This is a genomic window from Leeuwenhoekiella sp. MAR_2009_132 (assembly GCF_000687915.1).
Lineage (GTDB): Bacteria > Bacteroidota > Bacteroidia > Flavobacteriales > Flavobacteriaceae > Leeuwenhoekiella.
On the sequence record NZ_JHZY01000004.1, the window covers coordinates 346,801 to 372,908 of the forward strand.

The 26,108-nt window shown below is 35.6% G+C and carries 20 protein-coding genes; 7 read left to right on the forward strand and 13 right to left on the reverse strand.

The features are described 5' to 3' along the window. The first annotated feature begins 25 nt into the window (after nt 1-25). From P164_RS09865 to rhaM, 6 genes are all read left to right on the forward strand, one after another. A complete protein-coding gene (locus P164_RS09865) occupies nt 26-1,483 on the forward strand; it encodes a fasciclin domain-containing protein (RefSeq protein ID WP_028376228.1) in 1,458 nt (485 codons plus the stop codon). Nucleotides 1,484-1,503: 20 nt separating this feature from the next. Beyond that, the gene (locus P164_RS09870) at nt 1,504-4,695 is read left to right on the forward strand and encodes a SusC/RagA family TonB-linked outer membrane protein (protein ID WP_028376229.1); all 3,192 of its coding nucleotides are present in this window, start codon (nt 1,504-1,506) and stop codon (nt 4,693-4,695) included. 36 nt (nt 4,696-4,731) lie between these two features. Beyond that, nucleotides 4,732-6,483 (forward strand): RagB/SusD family nutrient uptake outer membrane protein, encoded by a 1,752-nt coding sequence (locus P164_RS09875; protein WP_035899739.1) that lies wholly within the window; start codon nt 4,732-4,734, stop codon nt 6,481-6,483. A gap of 36 nt (nt 6,484-6,519) precedes the next feature. Further along, nucleotides 6,520-7,899 carry a DUF4998 domain-containing protein gene (locus tag P164_RS09880; RefSeq protein WP_081817362.1) on the forward strand — a complete coding sequence of 460 codons (1,380 nt, stop codon included), beginning with the start codon at nt 6,520-6,522 and terminating at the stop codon, nt 7,897-7,899. A gap of 54 nt (nt 7,900-7,953) precedes the next feature. Then, nucleotides 7,954-9,330, forward strand: a complete 1,377-nt coding sequence (locus P164_RS09885; RefSeq protein ID WP_028376231.1) for a sulfatase-like hydrolase/transferase — start codon at nt 7,954-7,956, stop codon at nt 9,328-9,330. 89 nt (nt 9,331-9,419) lie between these two features. Next, nucleotides 9,420-9,740, forward strand: coding sequence for an L-rhamnose mutarotase (rhaM, locus tag P164_RS09890; RefSeq protein ID WP_028376232.1), 321 nt, complete (start codon nt 9,420-9,422; stop codon nt 9,738-9,740). Between the two features lie 87 nt (nt 9,741-9,827). Here rhaM and P164_RS09895 read toward each other — a convergent pair whose 3' ends face one another. From P164_RS09895 to P164_RS09950, 12 genes are all read right to left on the reverse strand, one after another. Then, nucleotides 9,828-10,361, reverse strand: coding sequence for a hypothetical protein (locus tag P164_RS09895; protein ID WP_028376233.1), 534 nt, complete (start codon nt 10,359-10,361; stop codon nt 9,828-9,830). 106 nt (nt 10,362-10,467) lie between these two features. Beyond that, the gene (locus P164_RS09900) at nt 10,468-11,208 is read right to left on the reverse strand and encodes a hypothetical protein (RefSeq protein WP_125411774.1); all 741 of its coding nucleotides are present in this window, start codon (nt 11,206-11,208) and stop codon (nt 10,468-10,470) included. 82 nt (nt 11,209-11,290) lie between these two features. Then, the gene (locus P164_RS09905; protein WP_035899740.1) at nt 11,291-12,289 is read right to left on the reverse strand and encodes a DUF3078 domain-containing protein; all 999 of its coding nucleotides are present in this window, start codon (nt 12,287-12,289) and stop codon (nt 11,291-11,293) included. Between the two features lie 22 nt (nt 12,290-12,311). Next, entirely contained in the window at nt 12,312-13,490 is a 1,179-nt protein-coding gene (locus P164_RS09910; protein ID WP_028376236.1) for an AIR synthase related protein, read from the reverse strand. A gap of 82 nt (nt 13,491-13,572) precedes the next feature. Continuing rightward, a complete protein-coding gene (locus P164_RS09915) occupies nt 13,573-15,078 on the reverse strand; it encodes a carboxypeptidase regulatory-like domain-containing protein (protein ID WP_028376237.1) in 1,506 nt (501 codons plus the stop codon). Nucleotides 15,079-15,110: 32 nt separating this feature from the next. Further along, nucleotides 15,111-16,505 carry a CsgG/HfaB family protein gene (locus P164_RS09920; protein ID WP_028376238.1) on the reverse strand — a complete coding sequence of 465 codons (1,395 nt, stop codon included), beginning with the start codon at nt 16,503-16,505 and terminating at the stop codon, nt 15,111-15,113. A gap of 10 nt (nt 16,506-16,515) precedes the next feature. Beyond that, entirely contained in the window at nt 16,516-16,923 is a 408-nt protein-coding gene (locus P164_RS09925) for a curli production assembly/transport component CsgF (protein ID WP_028376239.1), read from the reverse strand. Nucleotide 16,924: 1 nt separating this feature from the next. Next, nucleotides 16,925-17,725, reverse strand: a complete 801-nt coding sequence (locus P164_RS09930) for a CsgE family curli-type amyloid fiber assembly protein (RefSeq protein ID WP_028376240.1) — start codon at nt 17,723-17,725, stop codon at nt 16,925-16,927. Continuing rightward, complete coding sequence (locus P164_RS09935; RefSeq protein ID WP_028376241.1) at nt 17,726-18,214, reverse strand: hypothetical protein; 489 nt, start codon at nt 18,212-18,214, stop codon at nt 17,726-17,728. A 125-nt stretch (nt 18,215-18,339) separates the two neighbouring features. Next, nucleotides 18,340-19,731, reverse strand: coding sequence for a hypothetical protein (locus P164_RS09940; RefSeq protein WP_028376242.1), 1,392 nt, complete (start codon nt 19,729-19,731; stop codon nt 18,340-18,342). Nucleotides 19,732-19,829: 98 nt separating this feature from the next. Beyond that, nucleotides 19,830-21,215 (reverse strand): hypothetical protein, encoded by a 1,386-nt coding sequence (locus tag P164_RS09945; RefSeq protein ID WP_028376243.1) that lies wholly within the window; start codon nt 21,213-21,215, stop codon nt 19,830-19,832. Nucleotides 21,216-21,628: 413 nt separating this feature from the next. Further along, a complete protein-coding gene (locus P164_RS09950) occupies nt 21,629-23,812 on the reverse strand; it encodes a glutamine synthetase III (RefSeq protein ID WP_028376244.1) in 2,184 nt (727 codons plus the stop codon). Between the two features lie 201 nt (nt 23,813-24,013). On the opposite strand from P164_RS09950, the gene P164_RS09955 reads away from it, so the two are divergent. Beyond that, the gene (locus P164_RS09955) at nt 24,014-25,030 is read left to right on the forward strand and encodes a glutamine synthetase beta-grasp domain-containing protein (RefSeq protein WP_028376245.1); all 1,017 of its coding nucleotides are present in this window, start codon (nt 24,014-24,016) and stop codon (nt 25,028-25,030) included. Nucleotides 25,031-25,102: 72 nt separating this feature from the next. Here the strand turns inward: P164_RS09955 and P164_RS09960 are convergent, their stop codons facing one another. Beyond that, on the reverse strand, nt 25,103-26,056 hold the full coding sequence (locus tag P164_RS09960) for a calcium/sodium antiporter (RefSeq protein WP_028376246.1): 954 nt from the start codon (nt 26,054-26,056) through the stop codon (nt 25,103-25,105). Nucleotides 26,057-26,108: the final 52 nt, after the last annotated feature.

Genomic DNA, 26,108 nt, shown 5'->3' on the forward strand with positions numbered 1-26,108 from the left:
GAGTAAAAAACTTAATCCCTTTAGGATGATATCAATAAAAACTTATATAAAGCCACTTATTGCCGGTCTACTACTTGCAGGTGTAATTTCCTGTTCTGACCCCTGGGAAGAACACGCAGAAACCAGCGATACCAATTTAAGTGTTAATCTGGGTGAAGCACTCACCGCATCAGCGCAAACTTCAGAATTTGGCAAATTACTCACGGAAACCGGCTATGATAAGATTCTTGCTTCTTCAAAAACTTTTACGGTGTGGGCTCCTACAAATGAGGCTTTAGCTCAGGTAGAAGCGTCAGCATTAGCAAGTGCAGCTGCAAAGAAACTCTTTGTAGAAAATCATATTGCACTAACCGCTTTCTCTTCAGTAACGAAGCAAGATACGGTTACCGTAAAAATGTATTCAAACAAATACCTGGAGTTTAAATTCGGTAAGGTAATGGTAGATGCAAATGTTATAGAAGCAGATAAGTACACATCAAACGGTTTATATCATATCATCGATAAAGCTTTGACTCCTAAAAAGAATATTTGGGAGTTTATAAAGAATAAAGCTTCTACTAACGCAATGAGTAAATATTTAATAGATCTTAATGATGTTAATATTTATTCTAGAGATAGCGTTCAAAAGTCATTAGCACTACCCGGTATTTATGCAGATTCATTAACGAACTCCTACTTTACAAATGTCTACAATCTTAATAATGAGGAAAATAAATACACCTTTTTTCTTTTAGAAGACGGAAGCTTTGTAACGGAGACCGAGCGATTAAGACCTTATATGAATCGTATAAGTGAAGACTCTACTACAACCTATACAAATTATTTTACAGTACGAGATTTGGCTTTTCATAAAGCAATTGCTCGCGAGAATTTACCCGATACGTTAGTGTCTAAATTTGGAGTAAAAGTACCGTTAAATGACGCTACTATAGCTGAAGAGATACAATTAAGCAATGGCGTTGTTTATGTGATGGGTAAATTAGAAGTACCCCTCGAAACCCGCCTGCTCACAACGATCATTGAAGGAGAAGAACCTTTTCAATTTAGCCAGGGAGATAAACGCGGCAATACATTTTATCGTGAAAAAGAAGATCCTAGCGGAAACATCTTTAATGATATAATGATACAGAATCACCGTGTAAATAGATTTACCATTTACTATGGTGCGTCTAATTTATACACCACCACCTATAAGGTTTACTGGCGAGCTATAAATGATATACAAACTAATACCTTTCAGCAACGCGTGAATATAGGAGGTTTTATATCTGCAGTTGATGGTAGCTTAAATGAGCCATTTGCAGAATTACCTTATACTAACGTAGCGCCTAATGTTTACGAAGAAGTTTATGTAGGTGAATTTGAATTAACTCTAAAAGGAAGTGGTCAAACACTGGTCTCGCTTATGGCTGCAAACTCAACCTCAGACGGTGCAAACACCTTAAGTCTAGATTATCTTAAACTAGTACCTGTAATTAAATAAAGTCTTTTAAACCAATCGTTATGCTCAAAAAATTACAACTAACCTGTCTTCTTAGCATACTGTTCTTCGGTGGAATAGATGAAGGACTTTATGCGCAAACTTCTGCAGATTCTACAGCGGTTAAAACCCGGAGTCAAGAAGGTATAGCAGTAGAAGGTCTTATCAAAGATGCTAAAACCGGCAAAGGAATTTCAGGAATAAGTATTGCCGTTGAAAACTTTTCTGCTGCTATTACTAATGAAGATGGTACATTTTCAATAAAAGTACCGCATCTAAATGCGCTATTAAGTATAAGTGGTTTAGAATATCAAGCAAAAGTATTCCCTATTAATAATAGAGAAAATGGTTTTGAAATAGAATTGTTTGAAGCTAATTATTCTCCATTTTATGAAGTTGCTCGTTTACCGGGTAACGATCAATTACAATATACCGGTACACAGGCTACGCACGTTGAAGATTTTGATGAATTGCAATGGAGCAATCCTGTTAATGAATCTGTAGGAGACTTTCTACAAGGTAAAGTTGCTGGTCTTAACAGCGTACGCAAATCTGGGGTACAAGGCTCTGGGGCTTATCTTACCTTAAGAGGATTTAATTCGCTTTATGCAACTAACAAACCGCTATTAATCGTAGATGGCTTGATTTACGATGATGAAGATTACGGGTCAGGGATAATTCAGAATAACACCTCTTCTCCTCTATCTATGTTAGATGTCAAAGATATTGAAGATGTTTCTGTTCTTAAAGATGGCTCATCACTTTACGGGACAAAAGGTGCAAATGGTGTCATAATTATTACCACAACCCGAGCTGTAGATTTAAGCACTAAAATAGATTTTACAATGTACGGCGGTGTTAACCAAATTCCAGATCGTCTTCCTGTATTAAATTCTGGTGAATATCGAAGTTATTTATCGCAGTTAGTAGCTACCCGTGGAGACAGTCAAACCCAAATTGAAAATCAGCCCTGGGTAAGTGAGGACCGTTCTACCGGTAACTACTTCAGATATCGAAATAATACAAGCTGGCAAGAACAGGTTTTTAAAAATAGTGGTAATCAAAACTATTATCTGAAGATTAGAGGTGGTGACGATATCGCTAAATATGGTCTTTCGGTAGGATATTTAAACAGTGACGGAATCCTAAAAAATTCTGGCCTGGAGCGCTACAACACTCGTTTAAATGCTTCCTTAAAACTTACAGACAAACTTTTTGTAGACGCTAACCTTTCTTTTATACATAATACAGAATACCAAAGCGATCAAGGCTTAGCTTACAAAACGAGTCCGTTATATTTATCACTAACTAAATCTCCTTTTATGGCGATAAATGCCATAAATGCTTCAGGTGAAGTTTCACCTAATTTAGACGATGTAGATTTATTTAATGTAAGTAACCCTTTAGCTATTTTAGATAATGGTTTTGGAGTAAATAAAAATTACCGCTTTTTTGGTAACCTTAATTTTAAATATCAGTTTAATAAAAATTTTAGTGCCCATACCATAGTTGGTATCAGCTATAACAAAGAGCGCGAGAGTTTCTTTATTCCAGATTTTGGTGTTGCAGATCTTGTGCTGCCTACTGCAATTGCAACTAACAGAAGTGGTAGTGAAGTGCAACGATTGTACAGCATTCTTACAGATACCTATCTTAATTACTCAAAACAATTAGACTTTAAAAATAAACTTGACCTGCGCCTGGGCTTACGTACTCAAAATAATAATTCTGAAAGTGATCTGGGCCTAGGGTTTAATTCTGCTACAGATGATTTTACCAGTGTAGGTGCAGGAAGTAATCTTTTACGATTTGTAGGTGGTGCACTGGGCGAATGGAACTGGGTAAACTCCTATTTAAGCGCAGAGTATGATTATCTAAATAAATACTTTGTAACCTTTAATGCAGCTTTAGATGGTTCTAGCCGTTTTGGTGATGCAATTGAAGATGGAGGTGTAACTATAGGAGGATCTCGTTTTGCTACAATGGGATCATTATCTGCAGGATGGCTTATTTCTTCAGAAAATTTCTTAAAAAATATAAAGGCGATTAACCTCTTAAAGTTGAGAGGTAGTGTAGGGTTTACAGGTAACGATGATATAGGTAACTATACAGCTCAACAATTGTATGTATCACAAAACTTATTAGGACTTCAAGGTCTGGTGCGTGATAATATAGGAAACCCAGAATTGAAGTGGGAAACGGTACGTAAAATTAATCTGGGTGCAGATATAGCGCTTTTTAATGAGCGCTTAAATGCATCGGTTGATGTTTATGAGAATAAAACAACAGATATGATTACGTATGAAACCATTAGCACAACAAGTGGTTTTGATAATATTGTTTCTAATAGCGGTACTATGCAAACCCGCGGTATCGATCTTTCATTAAACAGCAGATTAGTAAATACTTCAGATATAAAATTTGATTTAGGTTTTAGGCTATCACGTTATATAAATGAAGTAACAGATATTCCTAATGAGATGATTTTATCTCAGTTTGGTGGTGCTACATATATCACGCACGAAGGGGAAGATGCTAATTTATTTTTTGGGTATCAAACAAATGGCGTCTATGCCACAACAGCAGAGGCGACTACGGCAGGTTCAAAAATACCTTTGGGTAATGGTAATTTTGCTCCTTTTCAAGGTGGTGATGTAATATTTACAGACCTTAACGGTGATCAGGTAATTGATGAGAAAGACCGCACAGTAATAGGAAATCCCAACCCAGACTTTACAGGAAGCGTGAGTACGAGTTTTGCCTACAAAAGACTTAGTCTTTCAGCCTTATTCAACTTTTCTGTGGGTAATGATATTTATAATGGCCTTCGCAATAATTTAGAAAAAATGAGTGGTTATGAAAATCAGAGCATTGCAGTACGTAATCGCTGGGTTGCAGAAGGGCAGCAAACTTCAATCCCCAGAGCAGTTTGGGGAGATCCTATGGGTAATGCCTCTTTTTCAGACCGATGGATTGAAGACGGTTCATATTTAAGACTTAAAACGCTAGTTCTGGCCTATGATATACCACTTGATCTTGATTATTTAAATGCCGTAAAAATTTATGCAACAGCAAACAATTTATTTACACTAACAGATTATTTAGGTTACGATCCTGAGTTTAGCGCTACCTCATCCATTTTTGGACAAGGTGCAGATATAGGTCTTGTACCTCAATTTACTACAATACAAATAGGCGTACGCCTGGGGCTATAATAACATAATCTTATAGAGCTAAGAAAAATGATGACAATGATTCAAATTAACAGAAAAACTATAACTCTTGGGGTGCTTGCTTTTATATTAAGCTTTACGTCCTGCCAGGAGTATCTAGACGTTGAGCCTCAAGATAAATTAAATTCTGATCAGGTATACAGAGATGTTTTTGATGCAGATGCAGCAATTGTAGGTACCTACGGAAAGTTTATGCAGCTTGCTGAAAAATACGTATTACTTAATGAATTACGTGCAGATTTGATGACTACAACACGTAACTCAGATCCAGAACTTATTGAACTTTCGCAACACGCTGTAACATCAGATAATAGATTTGCAAATCCTAAAGACTTCTATGAGGTTATTCAAAACTGTAATGACAATCTTAAGAATTTTGATAAGATGCTTGCTGATAAAAAATTCACGCAGACAGAATACAATCAGCGCTATTCAGATATAGGTGCATTACGCTCATGGGTATATCTGCAGTTAGGTATTCATTATGGTGAAGTGCCTTATATTACAGAACCTTTAGAAAACCTGAATGATGTATTAGACACCTCAAAATATCCAAAAATCCCTTTTCAAGAGTTAATACAAAACCTCGTTGAGTTTACTGAAGGGCTTAACTATACAAGCCCTTATTCTGAGGACAGCACTTTAGTTATTGATGTAGATGGATACAATACGGCAAAATTTTTTATCAATAAAGAATGCATTTTAGGTGATTTACAATTGTGGAATAAAAATTATACACAGGCAGCAATACACTACAAAAATGTGATGGAAACAGGCTCCAGAAGCGGTAATGATGTTGAGCGTTATGATGTGTACAGAATTAAATATGCTGAGATTGCCTCAAATAATGATTTAGCCGTAGGATATAGAAGATATAGTGAGCAGGATGCTCGATCTCTGGTTAATAATAATACGCAAGGATGGCGCTCAATCTTTGCCAGAGAGCGCGATGTATTATGGAATACCGAATGGATTTGGTCATTACCGTTTGATAGCGACTTTGCTCCTAAAAATCCCTTTATAGACCTATTTTCTAATCGCGGTGGTGATTATCTGGTTAAGCCTTCAAAGAATGCAATGAATCTTTGGGAAAATCAAAAGCAGCAAAATGGCTTTCCGTATGACGCTAGAGGAAAGCGCTTCTCCTATAATATGATAGATGGTGATGAGGTAATTATGAAGTATATCTATAACTTCTTAGATCCTATTAGACAAATGCCTATCGACGTTTTTCAAACAGATGGAAATTGGTTTTTGTACAGAGCTGCAACCTTACATCTTCGATATGCAGAAGCTGCAAACCGTGACAATCAACATAGAATTGCAGATGCATTATTAAACTTTGGGATACGCAATGAATATACCGTTGCTGGCGTGACAGATAAGACAGATATAGAGCAAACGTTTCAGCCGTTCCCATACGACTTTGATGCGCGTAATGGCGACTTTCCCAGATTTAGAGCAGACTGGCATCGTAGTGGTGGTTTAAGAGGCCGCGCCTACATAGAACGCGCACCGGTTGTAGGTGACAGCTTAATTTCTATAGAGAATAATATCATTGAAGAAGCAGCTCTAGAACTAGCATACGAGGGTAACAGATGGGGAGACCTTGTGAGGGTCGCATTAAGAAGAAACGACCCGTCATTTTTAGCCGATAAAGTATACGCAAAATTAGCTGCAGACGGCAATTCACAGGCTGCCTCAATCCGTACAAAACTGATGTCTAAAGAAAACTGGTACTTACCCTTTGTTTGGAGTACCGAAGATTAAATAATTAGCATTTAAACTTAATATAAAAGAGTTACTATGAAACTGATTAGAAAAATTTCGACACGACTACTACTCTTGACTTTTATTGTCATTAGTGGTATTTCTTGTAAGTCTGACGATCAATACTTGCTAAGTCCTGATGATGAAACAAATGCTCTGGCAGAATTAAAATTCTTTGAAATTCAGTCTGGAGAAAATAGAGTACTTGTTAAGGGTGTCATAGATGATGAGAACATATCTGAGGTTAAAATTACCTGGGATGCTGGCGCATTGTCTATTCCTGTAAATGCAACATCGACTCCAGATACTATAAATGCTCTTATTGAAAACCTTGAAGAACGCCTATATACTTTTGAAGTTCAAACTTTTAGTAATACCGGTGAAAGTTCTAAAATCCTGAAAGGTGCGGCTGCCGTTTTTGGTGAAGAGTTTAAAAATAGCGCTTTAAACAGAGAATTAATATCGGGACTTTTATTAGATAATAAACTTGATTTAGAATATGGCCCTACAGCCGCTAGCAGCGGTATAATAGGTACCGAAATCACCTATATCAATCTAGATGGTGATACTGAAGATGTATATTTAGATGCTAATTTAAATACGATCTCTATACCAGATTATAAAAATAAATCTGTTCTTAAATATAGATCAGCCTACCGCCCTACTCCTACGGCAATAGATACCATATATTCTAATTATACAGAGACCTCATTTGCTGCACCTCCGGTAATTTATTTTATTGCAAATGGTGCAAATGATAATGTTCAAATTGAATGGTTGCGTACAAACGGCTTTATTGTAAGCACGAAGTATGATCATAGTAGATTTGACCCCAATGATCAAAGTAAAATTGATGAATTGAACGGTGCAGATTTAGTAATTATAGGTCGTTCCGGTAGTTCTGGTAATTTTAATGGCACCAGTAAAACGGCCTGGAATTCATTAACAGTACCCTTAATTTTAAATTCTCAATGGATATCTCGCAATAGTCGTATTAATTGGTTTAATCAGGCAAGTGATCCTGTACCGTTCACAACTTCTTCGGTAGTGATGAAGGCTAAGATTGAAGACCCCACAGATGCCGTTTTTCAAAACGTTACGCTAGAAAATAATGATTTATTATCCTGGCTAAGCACCCCTATAAACCTTCTTTACACTGCTACCCAAACAAACGGAAAAGTAATGGTTACAAGTGCTCCCGGCGAAGCAAATAATGATGAAGGTGGTGCCATGCTTTATGTACGTTTTGAGCCCAATGTAGAATTTTATGAAGGTGCCGGTGAGTCTCCTGCAGGCCCTCGTACTTATTTTGGGTTTGGAGCAGATTCTGGTGGTTCGTTTTACTTTCAACTTACAGATGAGGCTAAACAAGTTTACTTAAATGAGATTAAAAGATTAATCGACCTTAAAAATTAAATGCGTATTACTTTGAAATCTAAATACTTAATCAAAATTATTAATAAACTAACAATGCTGCAGCTTTTTACTGCAGCATTGCTGTTTCTAGTACTCAGCGCTTGTCAAAATAAAACTAAAACAGACGTTACGGAAGATTTTCAAAAAGTTGTAAAACCTAATTTTCTGGTAATTATCGCAGACGACGCCGGCTGGAATGATTTTAGTTTTAATGGTTCTGAAATTAAGACACCTACATTAGACAGCCTTGCAGAATCTGGTCTTCAACTTAATAGGTTTTACACCTATCCCACCTGCTCACCTGCTCGTGCTAGTTTTTTAACTGGCAGACCTGCCAGTAGAATGGGCATTGTTGCTCCCATTAGCGGGCGCAGTGAATTGAGTTTGCCAGACTCTCTTAAAACTCTTCCGCAGTCTTTAAAAGCGTTAAACTATAAAACCGCTTTAATGGGTAAATGGCATCTGGGCTTGAAACCCGAAAATGGGCCCGAAGCTTATGGTTTTGATACTTCTTACGGCTTTCTGCACGGTCAACTAGATCAATACGCACACACCTACAAAAATGGCGATAGTACCTGGTATAAAAATGGAAAATTTATTACTGAAGATGGTCACGTAACAGATCTTTTGACAAATGCCGCAGTCAATTATATTTATGAGCAAAACACTACAACCCCCTTTTATCTACAATTAGCATACAGCGCTCCTCATATACCCCTGCAAGAGCCTCAACAATGGTTAGAAAAATATACTGTGATAAAAGATAGCAGCCGCAGAGCATACGCAGCTGCAATGAGCCATATGGATTCTGGTATTGGCAGGGTTCTAAATGCTCTAAATGATCACAACCTAATAGAAAATACTGTTGTTTTGTTTATAAGCGACAATGGAGCACAGCAAAACTGGATTCCTTCAAACGAACTCTATGCAGGTAAATTCGGACCTAATTTAACGCTGGGAAGCAATTTACCGCTTCGAGATTTTAAAACTTCAAATTATGAGGGAGCTATACGGGTTCCGGCTATTATATCCTGGAAAAATCACATCGAACAAGGTGAAAGTTCTAATTATATAAATGTTACAGACTGGATGCCTACCTTTTTAAAATGGGCATTAACAACTAAAATACCGGTTACTGTAGAAGGGGAGCCTGCTCAGCACCTTTTAAAACAAACTACTTTAGAACGCTCAAAACCTATTTACTTACGCGGTCATCTTCAAGAAAGCTTAATTATCAAACCTTTTAAGCTAATACGCACCAGACACTTAGAACGTGCACCTGATTATGCCCTTTACAATATAGAAATTGATCCTTCTGAAACTAAGAATCTAAGCTTAACTAATCCTATAAAACTAAGATACCTTCAGGATGTACTTAAAGCTGAATTTAGCAAGGATACTCCAAAAGTTAATGTAGAATTAAGAAATTAGCGCCTTTATATAGATAGTGCAGTTTCCGAAGGTAAACTATACGACTAGAAATTATAAATTTTAAAAAAAACAATAAGCCTCTTAAACTTATGACTCACGCATTTACGATGAAATTAATACCGGGTTTTGAAGAAGAATATAAACGCCGTCACGATCATATTTGGCCAGAACTAGAATCACTTCTTAATAATTCTGGAATTAAGGAATATTTTATCTATCTCGATGAGCATACAGGGACACTTTTTGGTTTTCAAAATTTAGAATCAAATCACAGCACTGCACGTTTACCGAATGACCCCATAGTTAAAAAATGGTGGGCCAATATGGCAGATATTATGGAAACAAATGCTGATAACTCTCCCGTTGAAGGGACTTTAAAAGAAGTGTTTAAACTGAAAAACAATAGGTAAAACCAATTGTTTTTAGAAAACGGTCTAAGAGATTCATTAATTTCTCTTAGACCATTTACTGAATTTATTTAATCTGAGCTTTTATCGCTACTTAGATTTACCTTCTCCTTTAAAATTTTGCGTACTGTTTTTAAATAAAACATTAAAAGTGGTTAGACTACCATAAATACGCGTAATATATTGCTGTAAATCTATTTTCTCCTGATCATCCAGGTTTTTACTAGCATTAATTTTTTGCTCCATAACACGTATGCGATCCCGTACCATAACAATCTTATGAAAAAAACTATCTATAGGGATTTCTTTATTGGCCAGATTAGGATCAGCGGGATTTAAAGTAATCGAGCCTCCTCTCCATTTATCTGCTATAGGAACAACCTCTGATATATCTGAATACTGCTTCAGAAGATTTCTTAGCGTCTTTTCGACTTCATAGAAGCTAACACTGTCAACATCATCTTCAACCGCTTCAATAACCTCAAAATCAGAATCAATATCTATCGTTTCTAACCCGTTTTCAATAAATGTTACCCAGTACAATTTTGAAGTAATGTTTGTCACAACACCCAGACCCAATTGATCGTGTTTTATGCGTGAACCTATGCCCAGAAGATTTTTCATCATTTAAAATTAATTAGTTGAATCAATATTAAAACTTTTCAGGAAAAATAAATCTGATGCTTACTATAAAAAAGAAAAAGTTAATAGAAATGAGAAGCCGGGTGACCTATAAATTTTTATCTATCATCTCATACTGAAAGTACTCTTCTCTAATACTCTCATAGTTGAGGCTGTAGTGAACATACATACCCAGAGCAGATAAAAATAAGAATCTATCGAAGTAATAAAAAATATCGAATCCAAAATAGTATGCAAAAAGTGCGGCAATGTCAGAAAAAACAAAACCAAATGCAAAGAAGGTATAAATTAACGAACGTGTGCTGTTATACTTATTGTTATAGGCGATTGCCTCTACACCTAGTAGCATCATTGATGCTCCATATAAATATAAAAGTACAGGTTCTACACCATCATGAAAGGTATAACTTACCATATTCATAATAATGTAAAGCGTATAAGTATTAGCTGCCACTAAAATGGCTGTTATAAGAACAATTCCCGGCTTAAATTTAATTTCAGAAAGTTTGGGTAAACGCTCTAAAACAATGGTCAAATAGCCTAATGTTCCAAAAATTAAATAAAGTTTATACCCCCAGGCCTCCTCATAAAACTGAAAAAACACATCTTTTACAAAGAAAAATGCTAGAACAGAAAGCATCCAAACGTTAAAATGTCCTCGTTTTAAAGTGTAGTATATAAAAAAGAGAAAAACAGTAATCAATCGAATTAATCGACTGGTTTCTAAGTCCATATACGCAATAACGGTCAAATTAACCAATATGGCTAATACGACGAAAAGTATAAAGTAAATTCTATCCTTAGAATTTATGGACTTTAGAAAACTCATAATGTTTTAATCATAGAAAAAGTTGAGAGTAATAAACATACGATAAAACAGAATGGAGGGTTTTCAGAAAATGAGTTTTTTTTTAAAAGTCAACAATAACCCCGATACCTAGTTGCTGTTTCCATTGTGTTCTGGCTCCCATCGTAATCTCCTCACCGTCAACATTTGTTTCGGTAATCTTAATATCGTTATCATATTTTAAATGCGAACCTAATCTGGCAAGTACAAAACTATTCACCTTAAAATTCAAATTTAATTCCCAGTCAACATCTACGTTTCCAAAGCTATTTAAATAATCTGTATAGAGATTTATAGAATTTGTAAAATTTATATTCTCCATTAGCTTTGCCTTCAACACACTTTGTAAGAGAATTCCTAGTTCGCTATTTACATTCTCACCTTCTTTAATGATGTTTCCATCAGCATCACGTACGGCTGGTGTTACACCAAATGAGCCATTATTTGCCAAATCTTGATCTAAAACAAATGTTGATTTATAAGTTAAGGGAGAAGCGTATATAGATAGGTTATCTATACGCTTACCATATTCACTTCCTACTCCTAAAAATATATAGCCGGGTGCCATAAATTGAGAAATAGGCACACTAGTATCTGGGTATTTATAACCATTTGTAAATTGTGAAGCAAATCTAAATTTTGCAGAATAATACCAGTTAGAAATAGTATCCCTGCGATACCCATAATCAGACGTGATCTCAATCATGTCATCGGTTTTTCTAATCTCTCTTCCTTCCTGACTATTTATACCAAATCTACCTGAAAGTTTATTTCTCCATTTAGTGCGCTCATCATTATAATTTCTTTCTATAACAAGCTCTGCTAATCCTGAAATAGAGTTACTACCTCCTGAATTCCAGTTTACAAAAGCAACTTCACTCAAATCTAGACCTACTCTGTTTATTTCAGTCCAGTTTGTGGGTTCTTGAATAATGATTTGGTCTGTAAGTTTTTTAATAAGGTTTTTCTTAATAGGTAGTGGAAAAGCCACGTGCTGTGCCGTTAGTGCTTGATTAAAAAGTAAGCCAGACAATAGCGCTAAGGAGAAAAAAATCTTATACAAACCGAAAATTATTTAATTACTACTAATAGGTAAACGTGCCAAACGTACTTTTAATTGTTAATTTTTTAGATTCTGAAGCTTCAACCCTTCCTATAACCTGAGCTTCTATATTAAAAGATTTGGAAATAGCAATGATTTCTTCAGCCAAAGCAGGATCTACGTAAAGTTCCATACGATGTCCCATATTAAAAACCTGATACATTTCTCTCCAGCTCGTGCCACTTTCTTCCTGTATAAGTTTAAATAATGGCGGAAGTTCAAAAAGGTTATCTTTTACAATATGTACATTATTAACGAAGTGCAAAACTTTGGTCTGTGCTCCTCCACTACAATGTACCATGCCGTGTAATAAATTGCGATCAACTTCCTGAAGAATTTTTTTAATGACAGGTGCATAGGTACGCGTAGGTGATAAAACTAATTTCCCTGCATTTAGCGATGAATTATCTATCGCATCCGTTAGTTTTTTAGAACCACTATACACTAAATCTGAGGGTACAGCGTGATCAAAACTTTCAGGATATTTTTCGGCTAAATAACTACCAAAAACATCGTGACGTGCCGAAGTAAGACCATTACTTCCCATTCCTCCATTATATTCTTTTTCATAAGTAGCCTGGCCAAAACTTGCCAATCCAACAATTACATCACCAGGTTTAATATGTGCATTATCTACAACATCTTCTCGCTTCATTCTCGCAGTAACCGTAGAGTCTACAATAATTGTACGTACAAGATCACCTACATCTGCCGTCTCACCACCAGTACTTTTAATGGTAACGCCGTGATTGCTTAAGTCTTCAATAAGCTCTTCAGTACCGTTAATAATTGCAGAAATAACCTCACCCGTAATTAGATTTTTATTTCTACCTATAGTAGAGGAAAGCAAAATATTATCTGTTGCTCCCACGCAAAGCAGGTCATCAACATTCATAATTAATGCATCTTGGGCTATTCCCTTCCACACAGAAATATCACCGGTCTCTTTCCAGTACATGTAGGCTAATGAAGATTTTGTACCTGCGCCATCTGCATGCATAATAAGACAATGCTCATCGCTACCCGTAAGATAATCTGGAACAATTTTACAAAAGGCTTGTGGAAACAACCCTTTATCTACATTTTTAATTGCGTTATGCACATCTTCTTTACCAGCCGAAACACCACGACCCGCGTACCTTTTAGAAATCTCCTGACTCATCCTTGTTAATTATTTGGCAAAAGTAAGAAATAAAAACGTCCTGAAATTTCAGGACGTTCTTAAGGTTGATTAGTTAATTAAATTATTCTTCCCAATCTGGCATTGCTGCGTTTAAAAATAAGAGTTGATCATCGTCTCCAGAATTATCATTAAAAATATAATTATAAATAGAAGGAGTCGCTCCTATATTATTTTTTACTCGTGTAAAAGCAATAGAACCTTCAGATGGAGAGAATATAGGGTCAAGTTCATTCTCTCCTAAAGCTACATCTGTCTCTAATTGAGTTGATAGACCCGTGTTAAAATCATATAAAAATAATCTACTTTGAAAAATACGATATTGGTCGTTTTCAGATCCACTAATATCTCTAGAATAAATTAATTGCGAAGCATTAGCATTTAAACCTAATCCTCCTGCTGCGCCATTAACATTTTCAAGAATTGTACGCTCTATAGTTTTTGTATTTAGGTTTAAGGTAAAAATTTTAACCCCATATCCACTAGAATTATTTGTTTTGAGTGCTATCACATTATTGTTAAAATCTGTAGTACTCACCTCGGTTATAAAACTACCATCTGTGGTTTGATAAATAAGTCTTGTTCCTCCTCCTGTAGCATCAACGCTATAAAGTTTATCAAAACTAGGATAGTAAATTTTAGAACCATTTACTGCCCACGCGAAATCTATTTCGTCTAATCTGAAGCCATTTACAGGTATGGATGAGGTAATTTGTTTTAAATCTGTACCATCTAAGTTAGCAGTGAATATATTAGTAACCCCTCCAGAAGTTCTTAAAAAGGCCATTTTATTGACGTCTAAATTTTTTCTGGGCCTATAACTATTAGTAGAACTAGATGTAACCTGAAATTCGACTCCAAAGTCCTTAGAAGATCCAGCATATATGACAGAGTTACCATCTTGAAGGCGTGTAAATAAGAAGTTAAAATCTTCATTTAAATCTGTTTGAAACTGGCTTATAGAGCTTTGAACTTTATCGTTTATTGAATCATCTGCTGCTATCTGCCAAAAATAACTAGTTCCTAATTCTAAGTTAGACACACTAAATGTAGTATCATTTACAATTGTATATATTTCAGAACTATTAGTTCTGCCATTTCTTAACTGTAAGATATAGGATATATCATCATTATCACTAGATGCAGAAGACCATACAAACTCTATATCAGATGTAAATATTATATCACCATCTTCTGGATACAGTAAATTTGGCGTCAAAGGAGACTTGTTATTATCTGAAGCTGTTTTTAATTCAAAAACAACATTGCTTATCCCTCCTACTGTTACCGCAGCTGCTTCAAAAGCTGTGGCATAACCTTCTAGTTCAGCTTGAACAGAATATGAACCTGAAGAGATTTCATCTAACTGAAAATTGCCCTCATCATCAGAAAATGTAGTACTTGACGCCGGGTTTGTAGAGATTTTGACATTTGCAAGAGGGATATTTGAACTTTGTTCTACAACTGTACCTGCTAATTTACCAGTTCCTATTTCACTAATTGTATCTTCACTGCATCCTATAGAAAAAATGCCTATAAAAAGAATGTATATATATATAATATTTCTCATAAATAAAAGCTGTTTAATACTTTATTGTTGTACTAATTTTGTTTCTTAGATTTAAGATTGAAGTAATAATTAAGACCTAAACCAAAATTCCAATAAAAATCATCTCTCTTACCATTCACTACACCTTCTATTTCATCTGTAAAAGTGATATTGTTTTCTGCAAAAATCTTAATTCCTAATTTAGGCATAATCGAGTATTCGATTCCTGCTCCATATTGAATTTTGCCACTTGTCTTTTTAGAATTTAAGGCCTGTTTAGAATCGCTAAATCCTAAGATAATACCTCCACCAGCAAATAAATATGGAGAAAGCTTATCATTAGGAAGTAATCTAAATTGAGCGTTGAGATCGATACTTCCATAAACATCTTCGTAAGTACTTCCGCTTTTAAACTGAAATACTCCTGCATTCAAATTGAAACCTATAATTTTATTAAAATAATGGCTGTAACCCAGCTTTGCCATAGGCCCTATCCGTTTTTCGGTATAATCCCCATCAAATAGTGTAGCTGCAAATGTTACGTCTAAGGCGTCATTAAATTTTGGCTCATAAAATGTTCGCTCGTATAATCGTGCAGATTGTTCTAGTTCTTTTTCTTCATTATAGTTTAGAACCAACTCTTCATTTACAGCTTTCCCACCTTTTGCAGACCAATAACCACTTTCTACACCTTCTATAATTAATGCGCGCACAGCCTTCTCAATAGCATCTTGAACTGCAATTTGAACAGGCTCATTCTGAGTAATCCCCATTTCTGCTTCTAATAAGCGTTGAAATTTAACAAATCTGAAAAAATTAGCATCAAGAGCCTGAGATAGAATTGTTTTAGATACATATACCGTTTTTAAAATCTCTCCGTTACTTGTAGAAACCATTCTTAAATAAACTGTTATACGATCCTGCCGGTATTTAGCAGATCCTCCTAACCCAAAATATCGTGCACCAATACCTCCTGTTATTATATTTGTATCATAAGAAACAATACCTCCTTCAAGAATTACTCCAGCATATTTTAGAGGGGGCAATGGAGGTTCATTAGGATTTAAATTTTTTATATATTCCTGTTTTGTATTTCTTATAATATTTCTTTCAGTTGAAAGATTGCTTAAATTTTCTCTTTCAATAGGAATAAACCATCCAGAATCTTCTAAAGCTTTAAGCAAAATGGTAGTCCCTCCTTGTGTAACGGCAGTACTAAATGTGCTACCATTTTCTACAGCTTTATACTGCCCCGTTTGATCTCTAAAGTTATACACTGCTACCTCAACAGGATCCTGGGCTGCAGGTAAATCAAGAAGGGATCTAGTTGATTTTGAAAATTCTCCAGAATGAGAAGGTGTTTGATCTAAGGGTTGATTAAAAAAGGCTCCGCAAGAATGCAGGCTAAATACGGCTAGCAAAATAGCAAAGCGTATAAAATGTCTCATATTGTTGTAATTAATTATTGGGGACTATGACCTGAGTTTGTTCTCCTGTTGATGTATCTAAAATATTAATGGTTAAACCTTCTTCTCCTTCAAAGACTTCTACGTTAAGATTGCCAAAAGTGAAAGTTCCGGGTTCTTGAAAGTCGCCGATACCTGCAATTTGCGTGTTTAACAGAGATCGTGATATTTGACTTAGAATCTGCCTATTTAAATTGTCGCCAAAGCGCTCTAGATCTGATTGAGTTTCATTAGCACTTTGTTTTGCAGTTAAAGCATTTTGGGATGTTGCTGAACTTAATAGCCAGTTATAATTAAAGGTGTCCCCTCCAAAAGCGGGATTAAGGGGCTTATAAGAAAATTGCTGTGAGTAACAGCTAAAGCTAAAAGCCAAGAATATAATGTAAATAATTTTCTTCATACTAATATCTAATAAACTCGTCTTTAATACGTTCAAGATTTTGAAGCTGCTGCAGAACACTATTAAGTGTTGCATTTGCTTGTCGTTCTAAATAATCTCTAGATGGATTTGAAAAAAATTGCCATACTAATTGATTATCTACTTTTATTGAAATCCTTGTATTTCTGCTTCTACCTGGACTTTCAGTGATGATAATATTTTTATTTGATTTTAATCCTGACAAGAAATATTTTGAATAAAATAATTGATAAAAATCACGCCCCACTTTGGTTATGCTATTTTCAATAATTAAGCCTTCTATTTCAAAACCATCTTGACTCAAAGATGTCTCTTTAGAAATTTCAATTTTACTAGATTCCGGAACAGGTCTAGAAATTGTCAACTCTTCGTTTTCTTCAATATCATTAAAAACTACCCGGTCTTGTCCAAGTGGTTTTTTATTTTCATCATAAATAACTAATAGGATAATTACCCTGTTACGTTCTGAAGAGTTTAAAATTGATTCTGCTAATTCTTTTTTTTCATTAGCTCCTATCACAAAGCGTCCCTCCTGTGTATTTTTAGAAATCTTTTTTAAAGAATCGCTTTTAAATGCTGAAAACTCATATTGTAAACTTCGATCTGCAAAAGTTTTGTTTTCTGCAATTGCTCTTATTGTAAAAAATTCACTGTTTTGATCTACGATAATTTTTGCTTCAATTTCTTTATTTAAAAATTGTCCTATTACCGGATTGGTTAAAACACAAAAAATCAAAAATAAAATTGATTTTTTATATACTATTATGTTAGATAAAATTTGCATTTAATCTATACTTCTTACTATAAGGGATTGGGAAAATCCATTTTGTCTAAATTTAAGTGACTTAGTCAAATCATTGACTCCCTGTCTTTCAAAGCTTAGATCATTACCATTTTGTATAAGATCAAGAGAAATATCTGCGGATGGATCCAACACAAAATCTGTAATACTATTACGGTTACCTAATTGTTGTATTTCTGAAATTGCCGTATTAACATTATATTCTAAATTCACATCATTGGCATTACCATTCTGAGTAACACTAATATCACTTGCCTTGCTAGTGATATTAATATTGGTCAGATTATAACTGCCTATTTGTTTAATATAAATCTCATTATTGTTAAGTTCAGTATTTCTAGAATTTGTATCATTAAATAAACCTACAAGGTTTAAAGCTTCTTGATTGAGCATGCTTCCTTCTAAAATTTTCTCCTCTACATTGGGATTACTTATATAATTTTGAGCGCTAATAGCTTGAAATGAAAGCATTAGCAAACTATTTAATAAAATATACTTGTAATACATAAGCTTCTGATTTAAAATAAAATCTAAGAGGATTAATATTCTATCAATCCCCTTAGGTTTTATAATTTATAATTAATTAAAAACTCTTACTAGTTATTAAGATCCATATCAGTTCTTGGAGTTTGTGGAGTTCTCATTGCAGGAGTATTTCTAGTTAATACTGTAGCATCCTGTGCATTAGTCATACCTGAATCCTGTTGTAAAACATTTACTTGATTATTACTACCGCCTCCTGGATTCGATACATTTTGATCTGCAAAGAAGTTATGACCTGAACCATATTGAGAGATTACAGATGAACCACCTATACCAAATTGAGTTGAAACCGCAAAGTTATTAGCACCATCTTGGAAATGATCTACATAATTACTATTCCATCTTTGAAAAGATTGAGAGTTATTAGAATTTCCTTCTTGTTTATGATACGCATCATTATCGCTACCCCACTGAATTGCAGATGCTAAGTTGCCATCTCCATCCTGATCAAGATCTGCATAGTTACCATCTCCATTAGCGCTACCTAAGTTGTTTTGATAAACAAGAGACTCATTGTTAGATCCCACTTGATTTTGAACTGAGATATCACCACCTGAATTACCACTACCAAATTGATGAGATTGAGCTAAGTTGTTAGTTCCATCTTGCACTTGAAAAGCCTTAGCATTTTCAGATCCTGAACCGTTAGATCCAAAAACTGGAAATATAAATGTTCCACTTGCAGTACCCCATCCAAAAGAATTAGGATCATAGTAACCTGCGTTCAAAACAGCGTCGTTCCCTTGATTTACAGTAGCATTATTCTCTTGACCTTCCTGAACCTGATCAGAATAATTACTATTTCCCTCTACTTGCGCAAGAGCTACATTACCACCTAAAACATTGTCAACAGTATTTTGACGAATGAATGATTGGTTCATGTCTCCATCTTGGAAAATAGTAGCATCATTACGATCATCTGTTCCCGGTGCACTGGCATTATTAGGAGCTGCATTCTGGCGAATATCAGCGTAATTCAAATTACCCATCTGAGTAGTCAAAGCATTATTATCATCAATAAATTGACGTGTAAATGCCTCGTTGCCTTCCCCATCCTGAATAACTTCAGCGACATTACCTACAGCGTATCCTACACCTTGTTGAATTTCTGAATAATTATCGATACCAGTTTGATTTGTGGTAGCTTCATTTTCATCACCGTCTTGCGTAGTATACGATTTGTTCGTTGTTCCATCCTGCATTACCTGAGCTTCATTGTCCATTCCTCCCGGATCAGAAACAGTAGGACCATTAAGCCCTGTTTGAAGAACAGACGCGTAGTTACCATCGCCCGCCTGATTAACATCTGTGTTATTGATTTCCCCTACCTGACGCACTTTAATCATCTGGTTAGAGCCTTCCTGAATACTGGTACCAGTATTGCTTTGTGCGAATGCGGCTACACCCATAAGGAGTGCGCTGGCACTTAAAATTACTTTTTTCATAATAGAATGTTTTAATTATTAATATATAGAATGGTTAATTTTCTTTTAAAAGAAAACATCGGTTTAAAAAGAACCGATGTTTATCTATTATTATTTAATTAGTTATTGAGATCCATATCAGATCTTAGTGTTTGTTGAGTACGCATAGAAGGAATATCTCTTGTAAGAACAGTAGGGTCCTGTACATTTGTCATACCAGCGTTTTGTTGTAAAACATTAACCTGATTATTACTCCCTCCTCCTGGATTAAATCCGTTTTGCTCTGCAGCGAAAAGGTTTCCTGTTCCATATTGAGAAATAACTACTGACCCATCTATACCAAATTGCGTAACATCTGCCTGGTTTGCAGTACCATTTTGGTATACATCAAGATAGTTTCCATTCCATCTTTGGAAAGATTCTGAAATATTTGCAGTCCCTTCTTGCTTGTGAAATGCATCATTATTTCTTCCCCATTGCATTGTGAAATTTGTATTATCAGAACCGCTTTGCTCAACATCTGCATAGTTACCATCACCATTAACATTTCCGTCATTATTCTGAAAAACTCTTGAAATGTTTTCAGAACCTACTTGACTTTGAATACTAATATCTCCTCCGGCCGTCCCACTACCAAACTGATGAGCTTCAGCTCTGTTTCCAGTACCGTCCTGAATCTGGAAAGCTTTAGCATTTGTAGATCCTGCACCATTAGACTCTAAAATAGGTGATGTTACATTACCACTAGCTAAAGAAACCCATGATGATGGTACTGTTAATGCATCTAATACAGCTTCATTTCCTTGATTTACAAAAGCCTCATTTTCTTGACCTTCTTGAAATTGATCTGAATAGTTGTTATTTCCTTCAACCTGAGCAACTGCAACATTACCCCCCAGAACATTGTCAACAGTATTTTGACGTATGAACGACTGGTTCATGTCTCCATCCTGAAAAATAAATGCATCATTACGATCACCTGTTCCCGGCGCACTAGCATCGTTAGGAGCTGCATTTTGATTTATATCAGCATAGTTATCATTTCCTATTTGAGTAGTTAAAGCTTTGTTATCGTCAAAAAATTGACGGGTAATAGCTGCATTACGCTCACCATCTTGTATAACATCTGCAACATTTCCTACCGCATATCCTACACCCTGTTGAATTTCAGAATAGTTATCGGTACCTAATTGATCTGTAGATGCGTTATTTTCATCACCATCTTGTGTGGTGTAAGATTTGTTAGTTACACCATCTTGCATAACCTGTGCATCATTCCCTAGACCTCCTGGATCTGATACCGATGGGCCGTTAAGACCTGTTTGAAGAACAGACGTGTAATTTCCATCTCCATCCTGATTCACATCAGTATTGTTGATCTCACCTACCTGACGCACCTTAATCATTTGGTTTGAGCCTTCCTGAATACTGGTACCAGTATTATTCTGCGCAAAAGCGACAACTCCCAACATTAGCGCTCCGACGCTTAGTACAACTTTTTTCATAATAGAAAGTTTTTAAATTAATAATATATAGAATGGTTAATAATATACTTAACAACAGTTTCTGGCTATGATCAAGGGGTGATCTAAACAACCAAAACAAAAAATTTAGGAGATAGAGGGTTGCGAAGAATTTCAATCAGCATTATCCGTTTTCGGTTTCAACGCAAGGCTAAATTAGGAAAAACTAAAGTGCTGATTTTATGATTTCTATAACTTTTCGATGAAAGTTACATCTAGCGAAATCGTTGTAGCTATAAAAGCCTTGTAGATAGTAGGTTGACGGCTGAAAAGGGAAAAACACCCTTTTATCATACAGAAAAAAAAGTGTAGTCTTTAACCTACACGATAAGTAGGAAAGAATTATTTAGGTAACAATTTATTTACGTAAATGTGTTAAAAACAAGACTGAGATTTTAACGAAGATTCAATAATTCTCTGTTTTTAGCAAGAGGCCATAATTTGTCTTCGACTAATAATTCTAATTTATCTGAGGCATAACGTATTTCTTTAAAAAAAGGAATTACAGAGTCTTTGTACATAGAAGCCCGGTCTTTCATTCCTAATTGATTAGCTTTTTTACGTATTTCTATCATTGCTGTAATACCCTCATTAATTTGTTTGATATACGTAGAGATTTGCTCAATAATTTTAATCTGCTCTTTCGCTATAATTTTATAGTCTGCTTCAAAAATTTCTTTTAAACCTTTAACATTCTCGATGAGTAAATTCTGATATCTAATTGCTGTAGGAATTATATGATTTCTTGCCATATCACCTAAAACTCTACTTTCTATTTGTACACGTTTCACATACTCTTCGAGTTCTATCTCATGACGTGCTTTCAGTTCAACCGCATTCATAACCTCCATCTCCTCAAACAATGATGTGGTGATTTTTGAAAGCTGAATATCTAGAGCCTCAGGCGTGGTTCGGTTATTACTTAATTTTCGCTTTTTAGCTTCAGACTCCCACTCTGGACTGTAACCATCTCCTTCAAAACGAATTTTCTTAGATGCCTTTATATATTCTCTAAGAATATTAAAAATGGCATCGTCTTTTTTCATTCCTTTCTTATCTACAAGGGAGTCTACTTCAATCTTAAAATCTTTTAATTGTTTAGCAACGATGGTATTTAAAACGACCATTGGCTTAGCGCAATTTGCGGTAGATCCTACAGCTCTAAACTCAAATTTATTTCCTGTAAACGCAAAAGGCGAGGTACGGTTACGATCTGTATTATCCAGTAAAATTTCAGGAATTTTACCTACTACATTCAGTTTTAAATCTGTCTTTTCCTGAGGTGACAATTTTCCGTCAGATACTTTTTCAAGTTCGTCAAGAACCTTAGTTAATTGTTTTCCTATAAAGACAGACATTATTGCGGGCGGCGCTTCATTAGCTCCCAGCCTGTGATCATTAGATGCCGATGCTACTGAAGCTCTTAGCAATTCCTCATAATCCTGAACCGCCTTTATTGTGTTAATAAAGAACGTCAAGAACTGTAAATTCTTCATAGGGGTGCTTCCCGGACTTAACAGGTTAACACCTGTATCTGTAGCCAGTGACCAGTTATTGTGTTTTCCACTTCCGTTAATGCCTTCAAAGGGCTTCTCGTGAAAAAGAACTTTTAATTTATGACGCTCTGCAACACGCGCCATCAAATCCATAATTAACGAATTGTGATCTACAGCGAGATTGGCTTCTTCAAAAATCGGAGCAAGCTCAAACTGGTTTGGAGCAACTTCATTATGCCTAGTTTTAACAGGAATACCCAGCAGCATACATTGTTGCTCCAGATCTTTCATAAAATTTAATGCTCTTGACGGTATAGACCCAAAATAATGATCATCTAATTGCTGTCCTTTTGCGGGAGCGTGACCTAATAATGCGCGACCGGTTTGCATAATATCTGGGCGTGAAGCAGCCAAAGCAGAATCTATAAGAAAATACTCCTGCTCCCAACCTAGAGTTGCAGTCACTTTGGTAACGCCTTTATTAAAATATTTAGCAACTTCGGTCGCTGATGTATCAATTGCATTAAGTGCTCTTAGTAAAGGAGTTTTATTATCTAGGGCCTCTCCTGTATAAGAAACAAACACTGTAGGAATACATAAGGTAGTATCTAAAATAAAGGCTGCGGAAGTAGGATCCCAGGCTGTATACCCTCGAGCTTCAAAGGTATTACGAATTCCCCCATGTGGAAACGAAGAAGCATCTGGTTCTTGCTGAACTAATTTTGCTCCTTCAAATTTTTCTATAGCACTTCCGTCTGGCAAACATTCAAAAAAAGCATCGTGCTTTTCTGCAGTAGCTCCTGTTAATGGTTGAAACCAGTGTGTATAATGTGTTGCTCCAAGACTTATAGCCCATTGCTTCATCCCTGCGGCTATACTATCTGCCATTAATCTATCAATTTTTGTACCTGTATTTACAGCATCCTGCACCGCATCATAGGCATCTACAGAAAGAACCTGGCGCATTGCATGCTTACCAAAGACATGTTTACCATAAAGCGCTGATCTTCTTTCACTTTCTTCAATAAAAACAGGTTTTCTCGAAAGACTTTCTTTAAGAGCAAAAAATCGTAAAGTATTCATTTTTTGATAGATTTTTATGAATTTAAAAATTCTAGAGGGTAAAAATATATAATTCCGCAATACACCCCTACATCCTAGGGGGTAAATTAAATTTATTCAATCAATTTTAACTACACACCCCCTAAAATTGAAATGCTAGATATTAAAGATTTGTTATATTTGTTATTAGTTTAATTCAAAAAATTTAAAATTAATTTTATTATGGGCAAATCAAAATTAGAGTATATCTGGTTAGATGGTTATTCGCCAACTGCCAATCTAAGAAGTAAAACCAAAGTTGAAGATGATTTTAGTGGAAAACTAGAAGATTGTTCAGTATGGTCTTTTGACGGTTCTTCAACTAAGCAAGCTGAAGGTGGATCTTCTGATTGCTTGCTAAAGCCCGTAGCTATATATCCTGATCCTGCACGCAGAGACGGTTATTTAGTAATGACTGAAGTTCTAAATGCAGACGGTACTCCACACGAGTCTAACTATAGAGCACAAATTGACGATGACGATAATGATTTCTGGTTCGGTTTTGAGCAGGAATATTTTATAATGGATAAAAACACACAACTTCCTTTAGGTTTCCCTGTAGGTGGTTATCCTGGTCCTCAAGGTATGTATTACTGTTCAGTAGGTGGTAAAAACACACACGGTAGAGCTTTCGTAGAAGAGCACGCAGATTTATGTATCGATGCAGGTCTTAACTTTGAAGGTATCAACCAGGAGGTTGCAAGTGGCCAATGGGAATTCCAACTTTTTGCTAAAGGTGCTAAAAAGGCAGGAGATGAAATTTGGGTAGCGCGTTACTTATTACAACGTCTAACTGAAGATTACGGGTATTATATAGAATTCCACCCAAAACCTATTAAAGGTGACTGGAATGGTTCTGGAATGCACGCAAACTTCTCAAACACAACATTGAGAACTGCTGGTTCTAAGGATGTTTATGACACGATTTGTGAAGCATTTAGACCTGTAGTTAAAGAGCATATAGAAGTTTATGGCGAGTTTAACGATCAGCGTTTAACCGGGAAACATGAGACTGCTTCTATAAGCGATTTCTCTTATGGTGTATCAGATAGAGGAGCGTCTATACGTATTCCTATTATTGCTGTTGAAAGAGGTTGGAAAGGATGGTTAGAAGATCGTCGTCCTGCTTCTAACGGTGACCCATACCGTATTGCCGGTAGAATTGTTAAAACTGTAAAAGGAGCTGAAGCTAAATTATAGTAAGTTTTCTATATATAAAATAAAAGCCCGCAATAAGCGGGCTTTTTTTATGCTGTATACTGAAAAGAATCTTTAACTGAAAGCTAAACCTATAAACACGCAATAGGCAGCAAATAGAATAAACCCTTTCCAGCGGTTTAATTCTAATCGTAAGGGAAGATATCCCAGCGGCAAAAGAATAATGGCAAAACCTAATAACCAAAACATATTAGTATCTAGAATTCGATCATCAATTACCGGTATAGGAGTTATCACTGCCGTTAATCCTAATACTGAAGCGATATTAAAAATATTAGACCCTATGAGGTTTCCTAACGAGATTGCCTTCTCCTTCTTTAAAGCTGCTATGATTGAAGCCGCAAGCTCTGGCACACTCGTACCTATTGCAATAACAGTTACTGAAATTGCATAGTCGCTTATCCCTACAGATTCTGCTAATTCTTTAGCCCCCTGTACTAACCACTCTGATCCAAAATATAAAGCTACAGCACCAATAACTAACCAAACTGTAATTTTAAAATAGGAGGTTTTAGAGAGACCGGCATCAATTTCGTCATTTTGCCCTTCTTGAGTCGCTTGTGACTTTTTTGCCCTACGTATTAAAATAATGAGGTAAAAAACTAAAGATACCAGTAGAATAAATCCTTCTAGCTTTGAGATCGTACGGTCATTCATAAGTGCCAGATAGAGTCCTAAAGAAAACAAAACCATAACCGGCCAGTTAAATTTAAAGAAATCATTATCTATTCCTAATGTAGAAATAATAGCCGTAAGCCCTAAAACCAATGCAATGTTTGCGATGTTACTCCCTATGACATTGCCCAAAGCGATATCTGGCGAACCGTCTAACGCTGCCTGTAAACTAACTAATAATTCTGGAGACGAGGTGGCAAACGAAACTACTGTTAAGCCTATTACCATTTTAGACAGCTTAAGCTTAAAAGATAAACCCACAGAAGCTCTAACTAAAAACTCACCTCCTATAACCAGAAGCGTGAGACCCACCAAAATAAAAACAATACTCATAAACCTTTTTTAATGCAGCGAAGATACATAACCAACCCATAAAATGGAGAAT